Raw genomic sequence first — 15,660 nt, 5'->3', positions numbered from 1 at the left:
TATGACAACCCACGTTAACCAACTGGCAGAACGGGCCAAAGCGGCAGCCGAAGCTGCGCGCGCTGCGGCTGCCGAGGCCGATCAGGCAGCACAGGCGGCCTTTTCTGCGCTGGAGCAGGCCGGAGATGCCATTGGCGTCGCGGTTCAGGGCGCAACCGGCGGCGCCGTTGATCCCTTCGTCTTCCGGCTCGCGGTTTTCGTACTGGCAATTTTTGTCGGCTATTATGTTGTCTGGTCCGTGACCCCGGCCCTGCACACTCCGCTGATGTCGGTCACCAACGCTATTTCCTCGGTCATTGTGGTCGGCGCGCTGCTGGCGGTGGGGGTTGATCTGGCCTCCAGCGACGGTGCCGGACTGGCCCGGACATTCGGTTTCATCGCGCTGATACTGGCCAGCGTAAATATTTTTGGCGGCTTTCTTGTCACCCAGCGCATGCTGGCGATGTACAAAAAGAAGCAGCGGTAAGGGGCCGAACACATGTCAGCGAGTATTTCCGCACTTCTTTATCTTGTCGCAGCTGTGCTGTTCATTCTGGCTCTGCGTGGACTTTCCAACCCTGAATCGGCCCGTCAAGGCAACCGTTACGGCATGATCGGCATGGCGATCGCCATCATCACGACGCTGTTTCTGGCCGGTACATCCTTCGGCAGTATCGTGCTGATCGTGCTGGGTCTTGGCATTGGCGGCGGTGCCGGAGCGGTGATTGCCAAGCGCATACCGATGACGGCAATGCCGCAACTGGTGGCAGCGTTTCACTCTCTGGTCGGCCTTGCAGCGGTGTTTGTGGCAGCGGCGGCGCTGTATGCGCCCAGTGCCTTCGGCATCGGTGCAGTTGGCGAGATTCCGGGCTATGTGCTGATTGAAATGAGCTTTGGCGTTGCCATCGGCGCAATCACCTTTACCGGCTCTATCATCGCCTTTTTGAAGCTCGATGGACGCATGAGCGGCAAGCCGATCATTCTGCCGGGACGGCATCTCATCAATATCGCGATTGCCGCAGGCATCGTCATTCTGCTGATGGTGCTGATCGGCACGGAAAGCCATTTCGTGTTCTGGATGATTGTGCTGCTGTCGCTGGCGCTTGGCGTTCTCATCATCGTTCCTATTGGCGGCGCGGATATGCCCGTGGTGGTGTCGATGCTGAACTCCTATTCGGGCTGGGCCGCTGCCGGTATCGGCTTTACCCTGGGCAATCTGGCATTGATTATCGTTGGTGCTCTGGTCGGGTCCTCTGGTGCGATCCTGTCCTACATCATGTGCAAGGGTATGAACCGGTCTTTCATCTCGGTCATTCTTGGCGGCTTTGGCGGCGAATCCGCTGTTCCTGTCGGGGACGATGGTATTGAGCGGACGGTCAAGCAGGGCTCGGCGGAAGATGCAGCCTTCATCATGAAGAATGCTTCCAAGGTCATCATTGTGCCGGGTTACGGCATGGCCGTTGCCCAGGCGCAGCATGCTTTGCGGGAAATGGGCGACAAGCTGAAGGAGGAAGGCGTCGAGGTCAAATACGCCATCCATCCGGTCGCGGGCCGTATGCCGGGGCATATGAATGTGCTGCTGGCGGAAGCCAATGTGCCGTATGATGATGTGTTCGAACTGGAAGATATCAATTCCGAATTCGCCCAGGCCGATGTTGCCTTTGTCATCGGTGCCAATGATGTCACCAATCCGGCGGCGCGCGACGACAAAGCCTCACCGATTTACGGTATGCCAATTCTGGATGTGGACAAGGCCGGCACCTGCCTGTTCGTCAAACGCTCTCTGGGATCGGGCTATGCCGGCATCGACAACTCGCTGTTCTACAAGGACAACACGATGATGCTGCTGGCCGACGCCAAGAAAATGGTCGAGAGCATCGTCAAGTCGCTTGACTGAGGTTGCGCTGGCATAACGAGTGAAACGACCTAGCCAGGTTGTCTGGCACATTGCCAGTTGATCTCGTCCAGCGCCACGAACCGGGCGAAGCGGCTGAGTTCGGCGTCCAGCTTGGCGGCGCGGGCGGCGGTCCACCGGGTTTTTGGCTCCGACCATAAATTAAGCACGGTCAACTGGCCTTTGGCGCGGTCAGCTCTTGCTTCAATGCGGCCGACAAAGCGGTCGCCTTCAAGCAGCGGGAATACATAATAACCCCATTTACGGCTGGCTGCAGGGACGAATATCTCGATGCGGTAGTCAAAGCCGAACAGGCGTTTCAGCCGGGCGCGGTCGCGGATGACAGGGTCAAACGGATTGAGAATGCGCAGCCGCGACGTCGGCGCCGGAGCCGCCGCAAGACGATTTTCAATGTCGGGGAGCGCGAGTGCGGTGCTCCAGCTGCCATCTGCAGCCTGCAATTCAACCTGCAGCAATTCGCTGCTGTTTTGTGTGGCCCAGTGCCTGACTTCAGCGGCATCGGTGGCATCCCAGAAGCGCTGAATTTCCCCGGATGTTCCAAATCCAAGACGCTGCAAGGCGGCCTCGCAAAGCCAGTTGATCTGGGTCTCGTCAGTGTGGTTTGCGCCGCGAAACTGCGGCGGGATGACCTGATGGCTCAAATCATAGAATTTCTTGAAATTCTCGCGGTGCGAGGTCGCCAGCTCGCCGCAATACCACATATAATCCAGCGCCAGTTTGTGCGGCGGGCGGACCCACATCCCCTTTTGGCCTTCGACCCTGGTATCGAAGGCATGGGTCGACAAAGGCCCTTCCTGCGCAATGCGTTGCCGGATTGCGGCGCGGCCGTCTTCATCCGGCATGCTGGCATAATATCCGTTGCGGTCAATGCGCCGTTTCATGCGGGTGAACTGACGCTGCCACATGGGATAGAATTCCATCGGCAGAACCGAAGCATCATGGGTGAAATGCTCAAACAGCTGGCGTTGCCCTGCCAGTAATTCGTTCAGTATCGGTTCGCGGTAGTGCTGATTGCGGTTCCAGAGGATGTGATGGTGAGCGCGTGACACCACGCGGATAGTATCGAGCTGGACAAAGCCGAGCTGGCGGATGATCGACAGTGTATCTAACGGCCCGGTTGGTGCGCTGGACAGTCCCTGCGCTGCGAGCCAGAGGCGGCGGGCGTCACGATTTTCTATCCTGAATAAATTTGATGACGCCATACGATTTCAAGACTCAGCTGTGGTCAGGTTTGAGATGCTTGAACATATAGGTTGTGGCGTCAAATTTTTCGGCAAACGGGTCGCGGGCAAAGCCGGGCACGACTCCGGCAATCTCAAATCCGAGCGAGCCATAGAGCGGCTCGGCAGAATCCCCGGTTCTTGTATCCAGCACCAGCAGCGTGCGGTCGCGCCGAACAGCCTGATGTTCGAGCTCTGCCATCAACACTCTGGCAATGCCGCGGCGCCGGAACGCAGGATGCACAAGGAGCTTGGAGACATCGGCGCGGTGGTCCTGATTTGGCATCAAACCGCAATCAAGCTGTACGGTTCCGGCAAGCTTGTGGTCAATACGGGCAATCATCACGACGCGTTTGCCGGCGGCAAGCGACGGACGGATCCGCTTCAGCCAGAACCCTTCGGCATCGTCCGGGCTGAAGGGCAACACGAAGCCGATACTGGCACCGTCATGGACGCAGGCATGGAGCAATTCCGCCAGTTGCGGGAGGCAATTATCAAACTGCTGGAGCGAAAGGCACTGAACAGGGTGTGTCGCCAAAGGGGGTGTCATCCGGCGCATCACTCCTCACAGAATAAAAAAATAGTTGCTGCGCTCATTGTTCCAGCGATCAGTTCTGCTGGTGGCGCAGCTGTTTGAGCCAGACTGCAAGCGCCAAGGCAGCATTTTCGGGAGACGGCGTATATTCCATGTCAGAGAAAATATTTCAATTATGAGAAATTGCAAGACCAACAGAAAGACCGGTCGAGGGTCCGGGCCATGTTTTGCTTGATTGTTACGCTGGCAACCGCGACAAGTTCGTTTTTTGACGAGACCGGGGCCTGGAGAGAATGAGCGAAGTGACAGATGAAGCCGGGATATTCAGTGCGCAGTTGAACCGCACGGTAATGGGAGCCTGGTTGGCGGCAACACTGGTCTCGGTGTCGTTGGAGGCACTGGCGCTGATCATGGGTGTGGGCAGCAACATCGATTGGCTTTTGCTGATTGCGTTTGCCGGAATTTCCGCAGTGATTGCCATGCATGTGTTTGACAAGCGGCCGGTTCTGATTGTCTCGCCGCAGGGCGTTCATGACCGGCGCATTTCCAGCCGAATGATCCCGTGGGACGATATGCTCTGGCACCGGCTGGAGGTGCATGGCACGGCTCCGGTTCTCGGGGTCGGACTGACCGATAAAACCGCCAAAGAAGTGGGCGTGCATCCATGGGCGCTGTTGTTCAAAAACCAGCAGGCGCCGCTCGGCAAGACCAAAGGTTACCGGATCTGGGCTGTTCGCACCCGTGGTGAGAGCCACGACTTTGTTCGCGCGGTTCAGCGCTTTGCTCCCAACCGTCATGACAGTTAGGCAGGCTGATGGCGGTTGACCACAGTGCGCGCGCGGAAAAACCGCTCAGCACGGTTGAATTCATCGCCCTGTTCTCGCTCATCACTTCACTGACAGCTGCGGCGACTGACGCGATGTTGCCGGCCTTGGGCGAAATTGGCCGGACGCTCGCTGTGTCTGACGCGAAAAACACCCAATTGGTGATCTCACTGTTCGTTTTTGGAATGGTGTTTGGCGAGTTGCTGTTCGGTCCGCTGTCCGATGCCATCGGCCGCCGCAAGACCATTTTGCTGGGTCTGGCGATTTTCTGTGCCGGGACGATTCTGGCCATGACTGCATCGTCAATGGAGCAGATGCTGCTTGGACGGATCATTCAGGGTTTTGGCGTGTCCGGTCCCAAAATCGGCTCACGGGCGCTGATTCGGGACAAGTTCTCCGGCGATGAGATGGCCCGCATCATGTCGTATATCTACATGGTGTTTGTGCTGGTGCCGATGTTGGCACCTGCCTTCGGACAATTGGTGATGTCGGTCGCAGACTGGCGGGCGATATTTCTGGTCTATCTGGCCCTGGGGCTGATCGTGTCGCTGTGGCTGATGACGCGGCAACGTGAAACGCTTGCGGTTGAACGCCGGATTCCCCTGTCGCTGCGATTGCTGGCACGCAATAGCTGGCTGATTGTCAGACACCGGCGGGTGATGGCCTATGTCGTGGCGCTTGGCGCGGTTTTTGGCGGTAAACTGCTCTATCTGAGCACTGCACAATCGGTGTTTCAGGATATATATGGCGCGGGTAACATGTTTCCGCTTTATTTCGCCATGCTGGCCTCCGGTATCGGATTTGCGTCGTTTTTCAACAGTCTGCTGGTGATACGTTTCGGCATGGAGCGTCTGGCAGTGTTGGCGCTTGCGGCCATGGCCGGGCTGAGCGCTGGTCTGCTGGCGGTATCCCTGCTCTATGACGGTCAGCCGCCGTTTCTGCTGTTCATGCTGATCTGCGCAGCAGAGTTTTTCTGTTTTGCAATTCTGTTCAGCAATCTGAATGCGATGGCGATGCAGTTTCTGGGCCGGGTGGCCGGTCTGGGGGCCTCTTTGACCTCGGGTCTTTCCAGTCTGATTGCTGTCATCATCGCGGTGGTGCTGGGCCGGTTTTATGATCTGAGCGTGGTGCCCCTGTCCGTCGCCTTTCTGTTTGCCGGAATTGCCGGCTTCGCCCTTGTCCTGCTGGTCAGAAGCAGCAGTAGCGAGCTGGTCTAATAATGCCTTATTGCGAGAATCGGGTTGCTGCCAGTTGGCGCATCTGGTCCGCCCGCTCCGGCAGGGGAACCGCCTTGCGCAGATCAAGGTCCATCATCAGGCTGACAAGCTCACCATAGGCGACAATCCGCCCTGAACTGGTGAGCGTGTGGCGCAGCGTAAAAGTTGTGTTGCCGACTGCCAGAAATGCCGTTTCCAACGACACGATCGCGCCCGGCTTTGGCACAGCGCCATAAGTCAATTTCATTTCAACGGCGACCCGGCCGAACTTATTTTGCTGCAACCAGGCCGGTTCAATGCCGCCTGCCGCCCAGGCATGAGGTGCAGCATCGGTAAAACAGGAGATGACGGCACGGTCGAGCAGGTGTCCATCGGCAGCAAAATCCCGCGGATGCAACACACCGTGATAGGTTGCAATCCCGGACCGCGTTGAGGTGTCGCTGTCCTCGCCGGACGGGGCGATGTCCAGTCCGCGGGGCAGGGCGTTGGATATGTCGTCCCAATCGACTGTCGGCACTTGCAGCCTGGCGGATATCTGCGCAAGCGCATCGGGCTGATAGGTATCAAGCGCCGTCGCAATGACCGCATGGCCGGGCTCGCTGGTCATCTGATGACGCACCGCTGCCGGTTTGCCGTCGCGCTGCACTATGGCGGAGCGAACTTCGATCATGGCCGCCGCCGCCGCTTCCCGGTGATAGCGCACATGGCGGGTGAGGCGCATTGCGCGGCTCAGCGAGGGCAGGGCAAACCGGTCGCGGAATACGCGGTCGGCATCGTCAAATTTCGCAAAATAGAACTGCACATTCATATGCGCATTCTCATCGCACTGCCATGTGTTCACAGTGGAGCGAAGTGTAACCTCATTCACCTGTCGATTATCCTGTATGAAAGAGTTGAGCTTTAATCCGGCTCATCGTGTTGGCGGGATGCGGTTTTTGTCAATTCGCTGAAGATGCTTTTCAGGCTGGGTGGCTTGCCGGCCAGAAACGGCAGCGGCCTGCAGACGGTCATGGCCGCGCGTCCGACCCGCGCCGTCAGCATGCCATTGATGACGCCTTCACCAAGGCGGGCGGAGACTTTTGCAGCAAGGCCGTGGCCGAGCGCATTCTGGATGAGGCTGTCACCCGCCGATAAGCCGCCGGTAAGAGCCAGGTGGCCGATGACTTCGCGGGCCAGACGCCAGGAGCTGAAAAATCCCGGACGGCCGCCATAGAGTTGTGACAGGCGGCGGATCAGCCGCACGTTTTCGACAACGACGAACAGCACATCAATCAGCGCACGCGGACTGATGGCGGTGACGATGCTCGTCCGTTTCGCCGAGTTGAGAATGATGGCATTGGCTCTGGCGTCCATTGCACCAAGCAGATCCCGTTCAGCCAGTTTGACAAGATCGCGGCCATCCATGACATCATCCAACTGGTTTTTCAGTTGCCCACGGCTGCGCGCGGTGTCGGCGCGACCCTGATACAGCGACAGCAAATCGCCTACAACGATCCGTGTTTTTGGCAGGTCGTTTTCGGAATAGGCCGAGGCTGCGCGTTGCTGCAAGCGGTGCATGGTCTTGAGGCGGGCCAGCGCCGACAATTCGCGCAAAGCCAGCGCCAGCAGGGCAACGACCAGCAGCAGCGACAGCGCCATGGCTGCATAGCCAAGCCAGTCGGCGCGAGAGAACAGATCTGCAATCAACCCGTCCAGCCACAGGCCGAAGGCCAGACCTAGAAGGCCTGTCAGGCTGGTCCAGAACAGTTTTCCCAATGAAAATCTGCGCGCTTTAGGCTTAACTGGTGGTGCGGCCGCATTCGGCTCGGAGACGGCAGGCAACGAGGCTGGCGGCTCTACGAGCCGGGCTTCGCTGAGCAGTTGTGCACTTGGTTTGCGGGTCCGGGTCGGGCCGGTGTTGTCTGTCGGTCGGGTCATGCCAGTTTGTCTCCCAACAGAAATTCAAGAGCGCGATCCAGCCTTATGTGAGGCAGCGACAGGGTCAGACCTTCAGCCGTTTCCTCCAGTTTTGGCGGCTTGAAGCGCAGATAGCGCAGCGGATCTTCGTCCGGCGTGGTTCGAATTGCATAAATGGCTTGCGGATCATCCGGCAGATCGCCTGGAAACAGGGCAATCTCCTGGGTGCCGTCATAGGTGTCGCCATGAGCGGTTTCTCCGGCAAGCGGCGTGCCGAGAATGGCCGGGACGCGATCTCCGTCAACTTCCAGATGGGCTTCTCTGGTGGCCCGAACCGCAGAAATGGCAATGGTTTTTGTCTCGGCACCGGAGAATTTGACGCGTTTGGCTGCGTCCTGCAGCAAATGGTCGAGAATAGCTTCCAGCCGATCATGGTCACTGTGATGCACATGATCGGCCTTGGTGGCAGCAAACAACACCCGGTCGATCCGCTTGCCCAGAATGCCAGCCAGCCAGGAATTGCGGCCGGGCCGGAATGCGCGCAGCACATCTGCCAGGGTTTCTTCCAGATCGTGAATTGCATCCGGTCCTGCATTGAGGGCATTGAGCACGTCGACCAGAACAATCTGCCGGTCGAGCCGGGCAAAATGGTCTTTGAAGAACGGTTTTACAACCAGGCTCTTATAGGCCTCAAAGCGGCGCTCAAGCAGCGCATAGAGTTGTGGCGCGCCGGCTTTTGAGGCCACAGGCAGCGGGCAGAAGGTCAGTGCCGGTGAGCCTGCCATGTCGCCCGGCATCAAAAAGCGCCCCGGCGGCAGCATCGACAGGGCGCGATCCCCGGCGCGGCAGTCAGCGAGGTATTTTGTGAACAGCGCCGCACCGATCTGTGCGCTGGCTTCGGCATCGTCCGGTTCCTGGCTCAGAGTATTGAGATAAATCAGCCAGTCCTGAGCCAGATCCTGCCGGTCGGGTTTTTGTGTCAACCGCAATGCGCTCTTGGACCATGTGGCGAAATCCTTGTCGATCAGGGTCAGATCGAGAAGCCACTCGCCGGGATAGTCGACAATATCCAGATGTATCTGGCTGGCCTTGAAGATTCGCGTCCACAGGCTTTCGGATTCAAAAATCAGGGTCAGCCGGATTTCACTGATCTGCCGGGTCGAGGATGGCCAAAGGCGCTTGCTGACAAGGTCACGGACATGAGCGCGATAGTCGAATGTCGGTACACCATCATCGGGCTGTGGCCGCAGTGAGGCACTGGCGATGCGGCCTCTGGCCTGCGCGTCGAACAGCGCCAGCCGGCCGCCTTCGAGCAGATTGTGCAGAAGCGCTGTGATAAAGACGGTTTTTCCGGCTCGCGACAGGCCGGTGACACCCAGACGCACGGTCGGAGTTGTATAGTCATTCTTCAGCGTTTCTGCCTGGTCGCGGGTGGCGCGGGCAGCCTCATCCAGAATATCCAAAAGACTCAAGCTTGTTACTCCTGTGCGGGCTCTTTGGTCTGGACTTAAACGGGATTGCAGATTTGCGCTGCAGAGGCTTGAAAACCTGGCGATTTCCACAGCCATCGCGCTTTTACGCGGGGCAATATCATAGTCACCAATACACAGTCCTGATTAAGTCCAGACCCTACAGCATTTAGGCACGCGATGCGGCGGTTGCAAAATTGTTATGTGACTTATAGATCGCGGGGACGCAGAAACGCAGACAAAGTGCCGCTGCCCGGGGTGCAGTTTGCAAGACCTCGGGCGAAGTCCAGCACAGCGGCTGCTCCCGTGGGAAATTTTGATTTCAGATTTTTGTATTGCGGCGTATCGCAGTTTCCTGCCAGTGCCAGCGCAACATCCTGAATGGCAAAATTATGGCCGATCAGCATCAGAGTGCCTGGTGTGGTATCAGGCTGTCCGGCGCTTGCGCCAGCTGCCATAATGAGGCCCGGATAATGTTCTGATTGTGCCTCATAAAGAGCGCGCGACATGGTGAGGTGGACCGAGCCATTGAGCATTTGCAGCAGGGGCGCCAGTGTCTGGCGGGCACGCAGCGCGGTTGAACAGATGATTGCATCGGGGACATAGCCGCGCCGGACAAGTTCATCTGCCATTTGTTGCGCAGCGTGACGTCCGCGTTGATTGAGCGGCCGGTCATGATCGGGCAGGGACGGATCGCTCGAGGAGGATTTGGCGTGGCGCATCAGAATCAAACGGGTCATGCGAGTATATAGAGCGCAGAATACGATAGTTTCATGAAGGGTTCGAGCCTTTTGCATTGCCGACTTCGAATTCTACGCTGGTCGCCAGCTTCAGTTCCTCCAATTCATGCGCCGTCAACACATAAAGCTGATCCTTCGGTGTCTCCATGGCCTTGATCCAGAGCGCCGGATCGACGCCGAAATCGAGCAGAGCCTGCTGGGTCTGGGCGCTGATCCTCTGCGCATCATCCATGCCCTGCTGGATACTGCCGAAGGTGCTTGGCGGCGCATAGACCTGGTGCACGCCAATCCAAGCGGTTTCGTGGGCTTCGCGTTTTACGCCGCCGGCAAACACCAGAGGGCATGAGCTGGCGCAATAGCCATTGGCAATAATTCGTGTGTTCAACTCCTTGTCGCGGATCAGCCGCGCCATGCTCAGGGCATCCTGAACCGAGCCACCGGGGGAATGCAGCACAATCTCCGTGACGGGCTCCTTGAGGTCAAGCAGCGCGCGTTCGAAGATTTCAGCCGTGCCTGGCGTAATGGTGCCGAATGCCAGCAAAACGCCATTGCCATCGCGCCTGAACACCATCGGCTCTCTTTCCGGCATATCAGGTGAAATTTCGAACGGGCTGAGATCGGGTGCCTCCCGGCTGGGCCCGACCGGGCGCGAGCCGGGCACATAGGGCCGGATCTGATCGCTGGGACTGACCGGCATCATCGGCACTGGTTCGCGCGTGTCTTCAATACCGGCCAGGCGGTCTTCATATTGCAGGTAGCGGTAATCCAGCATCAGCACATAGCCAGCAGCAGAGATCATGGCGAGAAACACAAGCCAGAGCAGACCGTCCTGAATCCGTTCTGACGCGGTTTTGACGTGCGCATCGCTGGCCGGGTCTGTCTCGGTGTAACTCATCAATCAGCGCCGCCTTGGTCCGCGTTCATCAATCGGCTTGATCTGCGCGATCTTTGGATCATCGGGCTGCACCTCATCGGGGACAGGGTCTTCGCGGCTGCGATCACGGTCAAATTCAGAGCGCAGGCGATCGCGGCGGTGATCCTGCAGACGATCATACAGCGATAGTGCCTGCACCATATCCGCTGCGGTCATGGTATTTTCAAACGCATCCGGGTCTTCTTCGCGGCGAATTGCGGCGTGGACGATACACAGAATGAAAATCAACACGGCGGGCAAAAGATCGATCGAGATGGCACCGGCCCAACTGGGCAGGAAATCCCCGGCATAGCGCAGCACTGCTTCGGGTGCGGAGAGCGGCACAAAGCGCTTGGGCTTGACTGTTTCGCGGCTCAGAATTTCGTTGGCAGCCTGGGACAGCGCTTCGCCCTGACCGGCCACCGCATTTTGCACGCGGTCCACCACCTCATTCTGGCGCAGGGCCAGATCACGGGATCGGCCATCTGCCACAGGCGCAATAAAGGTGCGGGTCAGATCGTCAGCGGCTCGTCTGACCGCCGGTGCAATCGAAGTTTCCTGAAGCGCGGATATAACACCGGTCAGCGTAACCACTTCCTCCGAAAAGGCATCGCTGCGCGGGGCAATGGGTCCGGCGGCCGAGACCAGCCGGCGCATCCGGTTGAGCTGCTCGCCGCCCTGCTCGAACAATTGTTTTACCGGCGTGCGGGAAGCTTCAATCTCTCTGGCAAGACCCTCAAGCTGGGTCGACATCTGCCGCAGCAACTGCACCACGGTGCCGGAGCCGGATGTGCCGGTGAGCGCTCCTGACGCCTCTTCCTCGCGCGAGAGACGCTGAAATCGATCTGCCGCCAATTGGATATCCGGTAACAGGCTTTGTGCCGCCAGCGCATTATTATGCGCCTCGGTCAGATCCTGCTGGTAATCCTCGATGGTTACTGCCAGATGCTGTTCCAGCGCTGCACTGCCAGCAAGGGCGGCGGCATTCAGCCAGGATGACATGGCGATGATCATGACACTGCCAAGGCCAATGGCCGCGAACAGCAGGCCACGCCCGGAGGAGGTGCGCAGGTGAGGTGCAAAGCGAATAAGATAGGACCAGAAGGCATAAATCCCAACGGAGACCGCAACGGAATAAATCACCGCGCCGAAAAATACCAGATTGGCCGTGCCATCCAGCAAACCGCGCACACCAAGATAGGTGTAGATACCACTGGCCAACGCCAGAATGGCCAATGTGACCTTCGTCGTTGCCTCCAGCGCCGTTACGCCATTGCGCAGTGCTCTTGCCATTATTGCCTCTCAAAACCGGATCGTTACCATTCGTCCTTGCGATTAAGCCAAATTCGTGGCGAGTTGTCCTTAATTTTTATGCAACATGGCTAATTCGATGACTTATCCGGTGAGCTATTATTCAGAGCGTCTGCAGCCAAAGCCCGTACCGCTGCCGGCTTTGGAGGAGACTATAGAGAGCGACACCTGCATTATTGGCGCAGGGCTTGCCGGCCTCACTCTGGCGCTGCGCTTGGGCGAGCAGGGGCAAACTTGCGTCCTCGTGGAAGCTGAGCAAGCCGGCTGGGGCGCGTCCGGGCGCAATGGCGGATTTGTCTCGCCGGGATTTGCCCAATCGCTGGGTGTCCTGGACCGGAAGCTTGGCAGGGATCATGCCAAGGCGTTGTATGCAGAAAGCGTCAAGGGTGCCGAGTTCGTACGGGCACGGGCGACGGCGATGGACGGCGTCATTCAGGGCGAGGGCCGCCTGCAAGTGTTGCGCTACAACGCGCCGGACCAGCTGCAACGCCTGACCGAGTATATGAATAAGGTTCACGACAGGCGATATTTTGTGCTCTCTGGCGAACAACTTGCAGCAGAGTTGACCAGTGATACCTATCATCATGCATTGTTTGATCCTGATACGTTCACGATTGATCCGCTGGCCTATGCGCAGGGGCTGAAACAGCTGTTGGCGACGCAAGGCGATGTCACCCTGTTTGAAGAGACGCCAGCAGTTAAGCTGGAAAAATCCGGTGCCGGCTGGCTGGTTACTACGCCGCAGGGCAGCGTTGCCGCAAAGCAGGTGGTGCTGACCGGATCGGCCTATCTGGGACCGCTCTATCGACCGCTCGCCAGCGCCATTCTGCCGGTTGCAACCTATGTGGTCAGCAGCGTCGGGCTTGGTGCAGCGCTTGATGAGGCAATCCGGTTTCGTGGTGCCATATCCGACACAAGGCTGGCCAGCGATTATTATCGGCGTATCGAACAGGATTGCCTGCTTTGGGGCGGCCGCATCACCACGCAACAATCCCAGCCGCACCGGTTGGCAGAACTGCTGAAACGCCAGATCGTCGAGATTTATCCGCAATTGTCGCATCTGGAAATTCGCCACGCCTGGTCAGGGCTGATGGGTTATGCGGTTCACAAGATGCCGATTATCGGCGAGTTGGAACCTGGCCTGTGGTCCTGCACTGCGTTTGGCGGTCATGGCCTCAGCACGACCGCCATGGGGGCCGATATGGTTGCTGCTGCGTTGACCCATGGCGATGACCGCTGGCGGTTGTTTGAACCGTTCAAGGCGCGCTGGGGCGGTGGCCCGGCCGGACGGGCCGGAACGCAATTGATTTATTGGGGAATGCAGCTGAAAGATCGCTGGCAGGAACGCCGTGCGAAGTGAGCTGATGCGGTCTGCAGCCTCATGCAAATGACCGCAGCCACTGGCTTCAGCCTCCGGGCAAGCGGCAAAAATTGCAGGCCTGTGCGCAAAAATTGCAGGGTGATTTTTACCGTTTCATTGACCGGGTATATTTAAGGCATTGATTTAATAGACTAAAAAACTGGCACGACACTTGAAATACAAAAAGGATCAGCAGCCGATTGTCATCTTCGACATTCGTTGGAGGGCTGCCATCCATTTGGGTAAAGTAGAGGAACTGTCATGGGTATTTTTGGGGCTTTGAATACTGCGGTAAGCGGTTTGCGGGCACAGTCGTTTGCGCTGGAAAATATTTCGGGAAATATTGCGAATTCCCAGACCACGGCCTTCAAACGTCAGGATACGGCGTTTTCCGATCTGGTGACTGGTGGCTCAAACAGTCCGAAATACCAAACCGCCGGGTCGGTCTCGATGTTTTCGCGCTCCACGGCAACGGTGCAGGGCGATATTTCCGCCTCCTCGATCAACACTCACATGGCAATCGCCGGCGATGGTTATTTCCTGGTTCAGGAAAAGGTCAGCACCAGTGACAACAGAGCGTTGTTTTCAGGAACTGATGTCTATACCCGGCGCGGAGACTTTACGATCGATGCAGAAGGATATCTGGTCAATGGATCAGGTTACTATCTGAAAGGGCTGGAACTGGATCCAGCCACCGGGAATCCGGTCGGCAGCGTGCCTGATCTCATCCAGTTGTCGAACGACTTCCTGCCGGCCCGTGCCACCCAGGAAATCGAGTACCGCGCCAACCTTGCAAGTTTTCCGCTGACCGGCAATGCCAATGCGGATATTCCAAACAGCGAATTGCTGAATCCGATCAATTTTTCCGCTGATCCGAGAGCCTCCTCAACGGCGGCGAGCACGGTTACCGGAAACGGCGCCTTGCTGGCGCCAGATGCACAGGCTGCCGCGTCCGGCACAACGGATATTTCGGCCCTGTCTTCCAGCGGAGGCACGCTGGAATTGAACGGCAGCAGCATAACCATCAATTCGACCGACGATGCCGCGACCGTGCAGGCCTCGATCAATCTTCTCACTGGCACGACAGGCATCACGGCCAGCCTGGGCACGTCCGATGAACTCGTTCTTACTTCGGCGGATGCGGATACGAACATTGATATCGGCAGTGGGTCGACGACGGCGATCCTCAACGAACTCGGCCTTACGGCGGGTAGTACAGGAGCCACCAACCTGTTGTCACAAAATGCTGTGTCGCAGGGGCAGACACTGACAGTTGAAGTTGCCCAGGCCGGGGCGCAAACCATTACTTTTGGAACCGGTCCCGGCGAAGTCTCGACGCTGGACGAATTGAATTCCGCTCTTGCAGCCCTGTCCGGTGTGTCCGCAAGCGTTGACACTTTGACAGGGAATATTTCCATTGTCGCAATTTCGTCGACAGCATCGCTGGCCGTGGGTGGTACAGCGAATGCGAGTAAATTCGGCGTTGCAGCCGGTGATTATCTTCCGGCCGCCGGCGTGGTTGTAGCCAATGACAATTCTACCTTTATCAGCAGTTCGGTCAGTGGCGGGGCGATTACCGTATTTGATGAAAACGGATCCCCGGTGAATATGCAATTCCGCTGGGCAAAGGTGGACAGCAAGGATAATGGCGGAACCGAAACCTGGAACATGTTCTATCTGGAAAATCCGGCTGCCACGGGGACAGAGACCCAGTGGCGCAATATCGGCCAGGACTACACATTCGGTTCCAACGGAACTCTGGATCCCATCATCAGCCAGATTACACTCAGTGGCCTGGTGGTCGATGGCAACACCCTGGGCGACATCAATCTGGTTCACGGTGTCGGCGGACTGACCCAGTATGATGATCCGAACGGCAATGTGCAGGTCAATGATTTTTCACAGGATGGCCTGTCATCCGGCGAGCTGGTTGGCGTTCAGGTGGCCGATGGCGGCACAATTGTTGCGAATTATTCCAATGGTCTCAGCCTCAATATTGTGGATATCCCGCTGGTCTCATTCAATGCGGATAACGGTCTGCTGCGGCTGGATGGTGGTGCCTTTGAGGCAACTTCGGAATCCGGTCAGGCGATACTCGGTTCGACAGGCGCAATTGTCGGCCAGTCGGTGGAAAATTCAAACACCGATATTGCTGATGAATTTTCCAAGCTGATTGTCACCCAACAGGCCTACTCGGCAAATTCCCGGATCGTTTCAACTGCGGATGAAATGCTTCAGGAAGCGCTGAATATGGTGCGGTAGCAACAAATCGGAGCGGTGA

At 57.7% G+C, this 15,660-nt stretch carries 14 protein-coding genes; 6 read left to right on the top strand and 8 right to left on the bottom strand.

Features of this window, described 5'->3' with window-relative positions; translation table 11 throughout:
* The first annotated feature begins 1 nt into the window (after position 1).
* Together RAL88_RS06900 and RAL88_RS06895 are read left to right on the top strand one after the other, a co-directional pair.
* Positions 2-466, top strand: coding sequence for a proton-translocating transhydrogenase family protein (locus RAL88_RS06900; protein ID WP_306268248.1), 465 nt, complete (start codon positions 2-4; stop codon positions 464-466).
* 12 nt (positions 467-478) lie between these two features.
* Positions 479-1,876, top strand: coding sequence for an NAD(P)(+) transhydrogenase (Re/Si-specific) subunit beta (locus RAL88_RS06895; protein ID WP_306268246.1), 1,398 nt, complete (start codon positions 479-481; stop codon positions 1,874-1,876).
* Between the two features lie 29 nt (positions 1,877-1,905).
* Here RAL88_RS06895 and RAL88_RS06890 read toward each other — a convergent pair whose 3' ends face one another.
* Together RAL88_RS06890 and RAL88_RS06885 are read right to left on the bottom strand one after the other, a co-directional pair.
* Positions 1,906-3,096, bottom strand: coding sequence for a winged helix-turn-helix domain-containing protein (locus tag RAL88_RS06890; protein ID WP_306268245.1), 1,191 nt, complete (start codon positions 3,094-3,096; stop codon positions 1,906-1,908).
* 13 nt (positions 3,097-3,109) lie between these two features.
* A complete protein-coding gene (locus tag RAL88_RS06885; RefSeq protein ID WP_306268243.1) occupies positions 3,110-3,664 on the bottom strand; it encodes a GNAT family N-acetyltransferase in 555 nt (184 codons plus the stop codon).
* A 278-nt stretch (positions 3,665-3,942) separates the two neighbouring features.
* On the opposite strand from RAL88_RS06885, the gene RAL88_RS06880 reads away from it, so the two are divergent.
* Both RAL88_RS06880 and RAL88_RS06875 read left to right on the top strand, forming a co-directional pair.
* Positions 3,943-4,455: a hypothetical protein gene (locus RAL88_RS06880; RefSeq protein WP_306268241.1), complete on the top strand. Its 513-nt coding sequence runs from the start codon at positions 3,943-3,945 to the stop codon at positions 4,453-4,455.
* 8 nt (positions 4,456-4,463) lie between these two features.
* Positions 4,464-5,690: a multidrug effflux MFS transporter gene (locus RAL88_RS06875; protein ID WP_306268239.1), complete on the top strand. Its 1,227-nt coding sequence runs from the start codon at positions 4,464-4,466 to the stop codon at positions 5,688-5,690.
* Between the two features lie 7 nt (positions 5,691-5,697).
* Here the strand turns inward: RAL88_RS06875 and RAL88_RS06870 are convergent, their stop codons facing one another.
* The 6 genes from RAL88_RS06870 to RAL88_RS06845 all read right to left on the bottom strand — a co-directional run bounded on the left by RAL88_RS06870 (position 5,698) and on the right by RAL88_RS06845 (position 12,001).
* Positions 5,698-6,558 carry an acyl-ACP thioesterase gene (locus RAL88_RS06870; RefSeq protein WP_306268237.1) on the bottom strand — a complete coding sequence of 287 codons (861 nt, stop codon included), beginning with the start codon at positions 6,556-6,558 and terminating at the stop codon, positions 5,698-5,700.
* Positions 6,559-6,590: 32 nt separating this feature from the next.
* Positions 6,591-7,607, bottom strand: coding sequence for a YcjF family protein (locus tag RAL88_RS06865; RefSeq protein ID WP_306268235.1), 1,017 nt, complete (start codon positions 7,605-7,607; stop codon positions 6,591-6,593).
* Complete coding sequence (locus RAL88_RS06860; protein WP_306268233.1) at positions 7,604-9,058, bottom strand: YcjX family protein; 1,455 nt, start codon at positions 9,056-9,058, stop codon at positions 7,604-7,606. The genes RAL88_RS06865 and RAL88_RS06860 overlap by 4 nt, the downstream gene beginning before the upstream one ends.
* Before the next feature lie 206 nt (positions 9,059-9,264).
* Positions 9,265-9,795: a histidine phosphatase family protein gene (locus tag RAL88_RS06855; RefSeq protein WP_306268231.1), complete on the bottom strand. Its 531-nt coding sequence runs from the start codon at positions 9,793-9,795 to the stop codon at positions 9,265-9,267.
* Positions 9,796-9,826: 31 nt separating this feature from the next.
* Positions 9,827-10,690 (bottom strand): ATP-dependent Clp protease proteolytic subunit, encoded by an 864-nt coding sequence (locus RAL88_RS06850; RefSeq protein WP_306268230.1) that lies wholly within the window; start codon positions 10,688-10,690, stop codon positions 9,827-9,829.
* 3 nt (positions 10,691-10,693) lie between these two features.
* Positions 10,694-12,001, bottom strand: coding sequence for a hypothetical protein (locus RAL88_RS06845; RefSeq protein WP_306268228.1), 1,308 nt, complete (start codon positions 11,999-12,001; stop codon positions 10,694-10,696).
* 97 nt (positions 12,002-12,098) lie between these two features.
* Between RAL88_RS06845 and RAL88_RS06840 the strand changes: the two genes are divergently transcribed.
* Entirely contained in the window at positions 12,099-13,379 is a 1,281-nt protein-coding gene (locus RAL88_RS06840) for an FAD-binding oxidoreductase (protein ID WP_306268227.1), read from the top strand.
* Between the two features lie 261 nt (positions 13,380-13,640).
* The gene (locus RAL88_RS06835; protein ID WP_306268226.1) at positions 13,641-15,641 is read left to right on the top strand and encodes a flagellar hook-basal body complex protein; all 2,001 of its coding nucleotides are present in this window, start codon (positions 13,641-13,643) and stop codon (positions 15,639-15,641) included.
* Positions 15,642-15,660: the final 19 nt, after the last annotated feature.

The sequence above is a fragment of the Pararhizobium sp. IMCC3301 genome, from assembly GCF_030758315.1.
Lineage (GTDB): Bacteria > Pseudomonadota > Alphaproteobacteria > Rhizobiales.
This window is presented reverse-complemented; position numbering and strand designations above follow the sequence as displayed.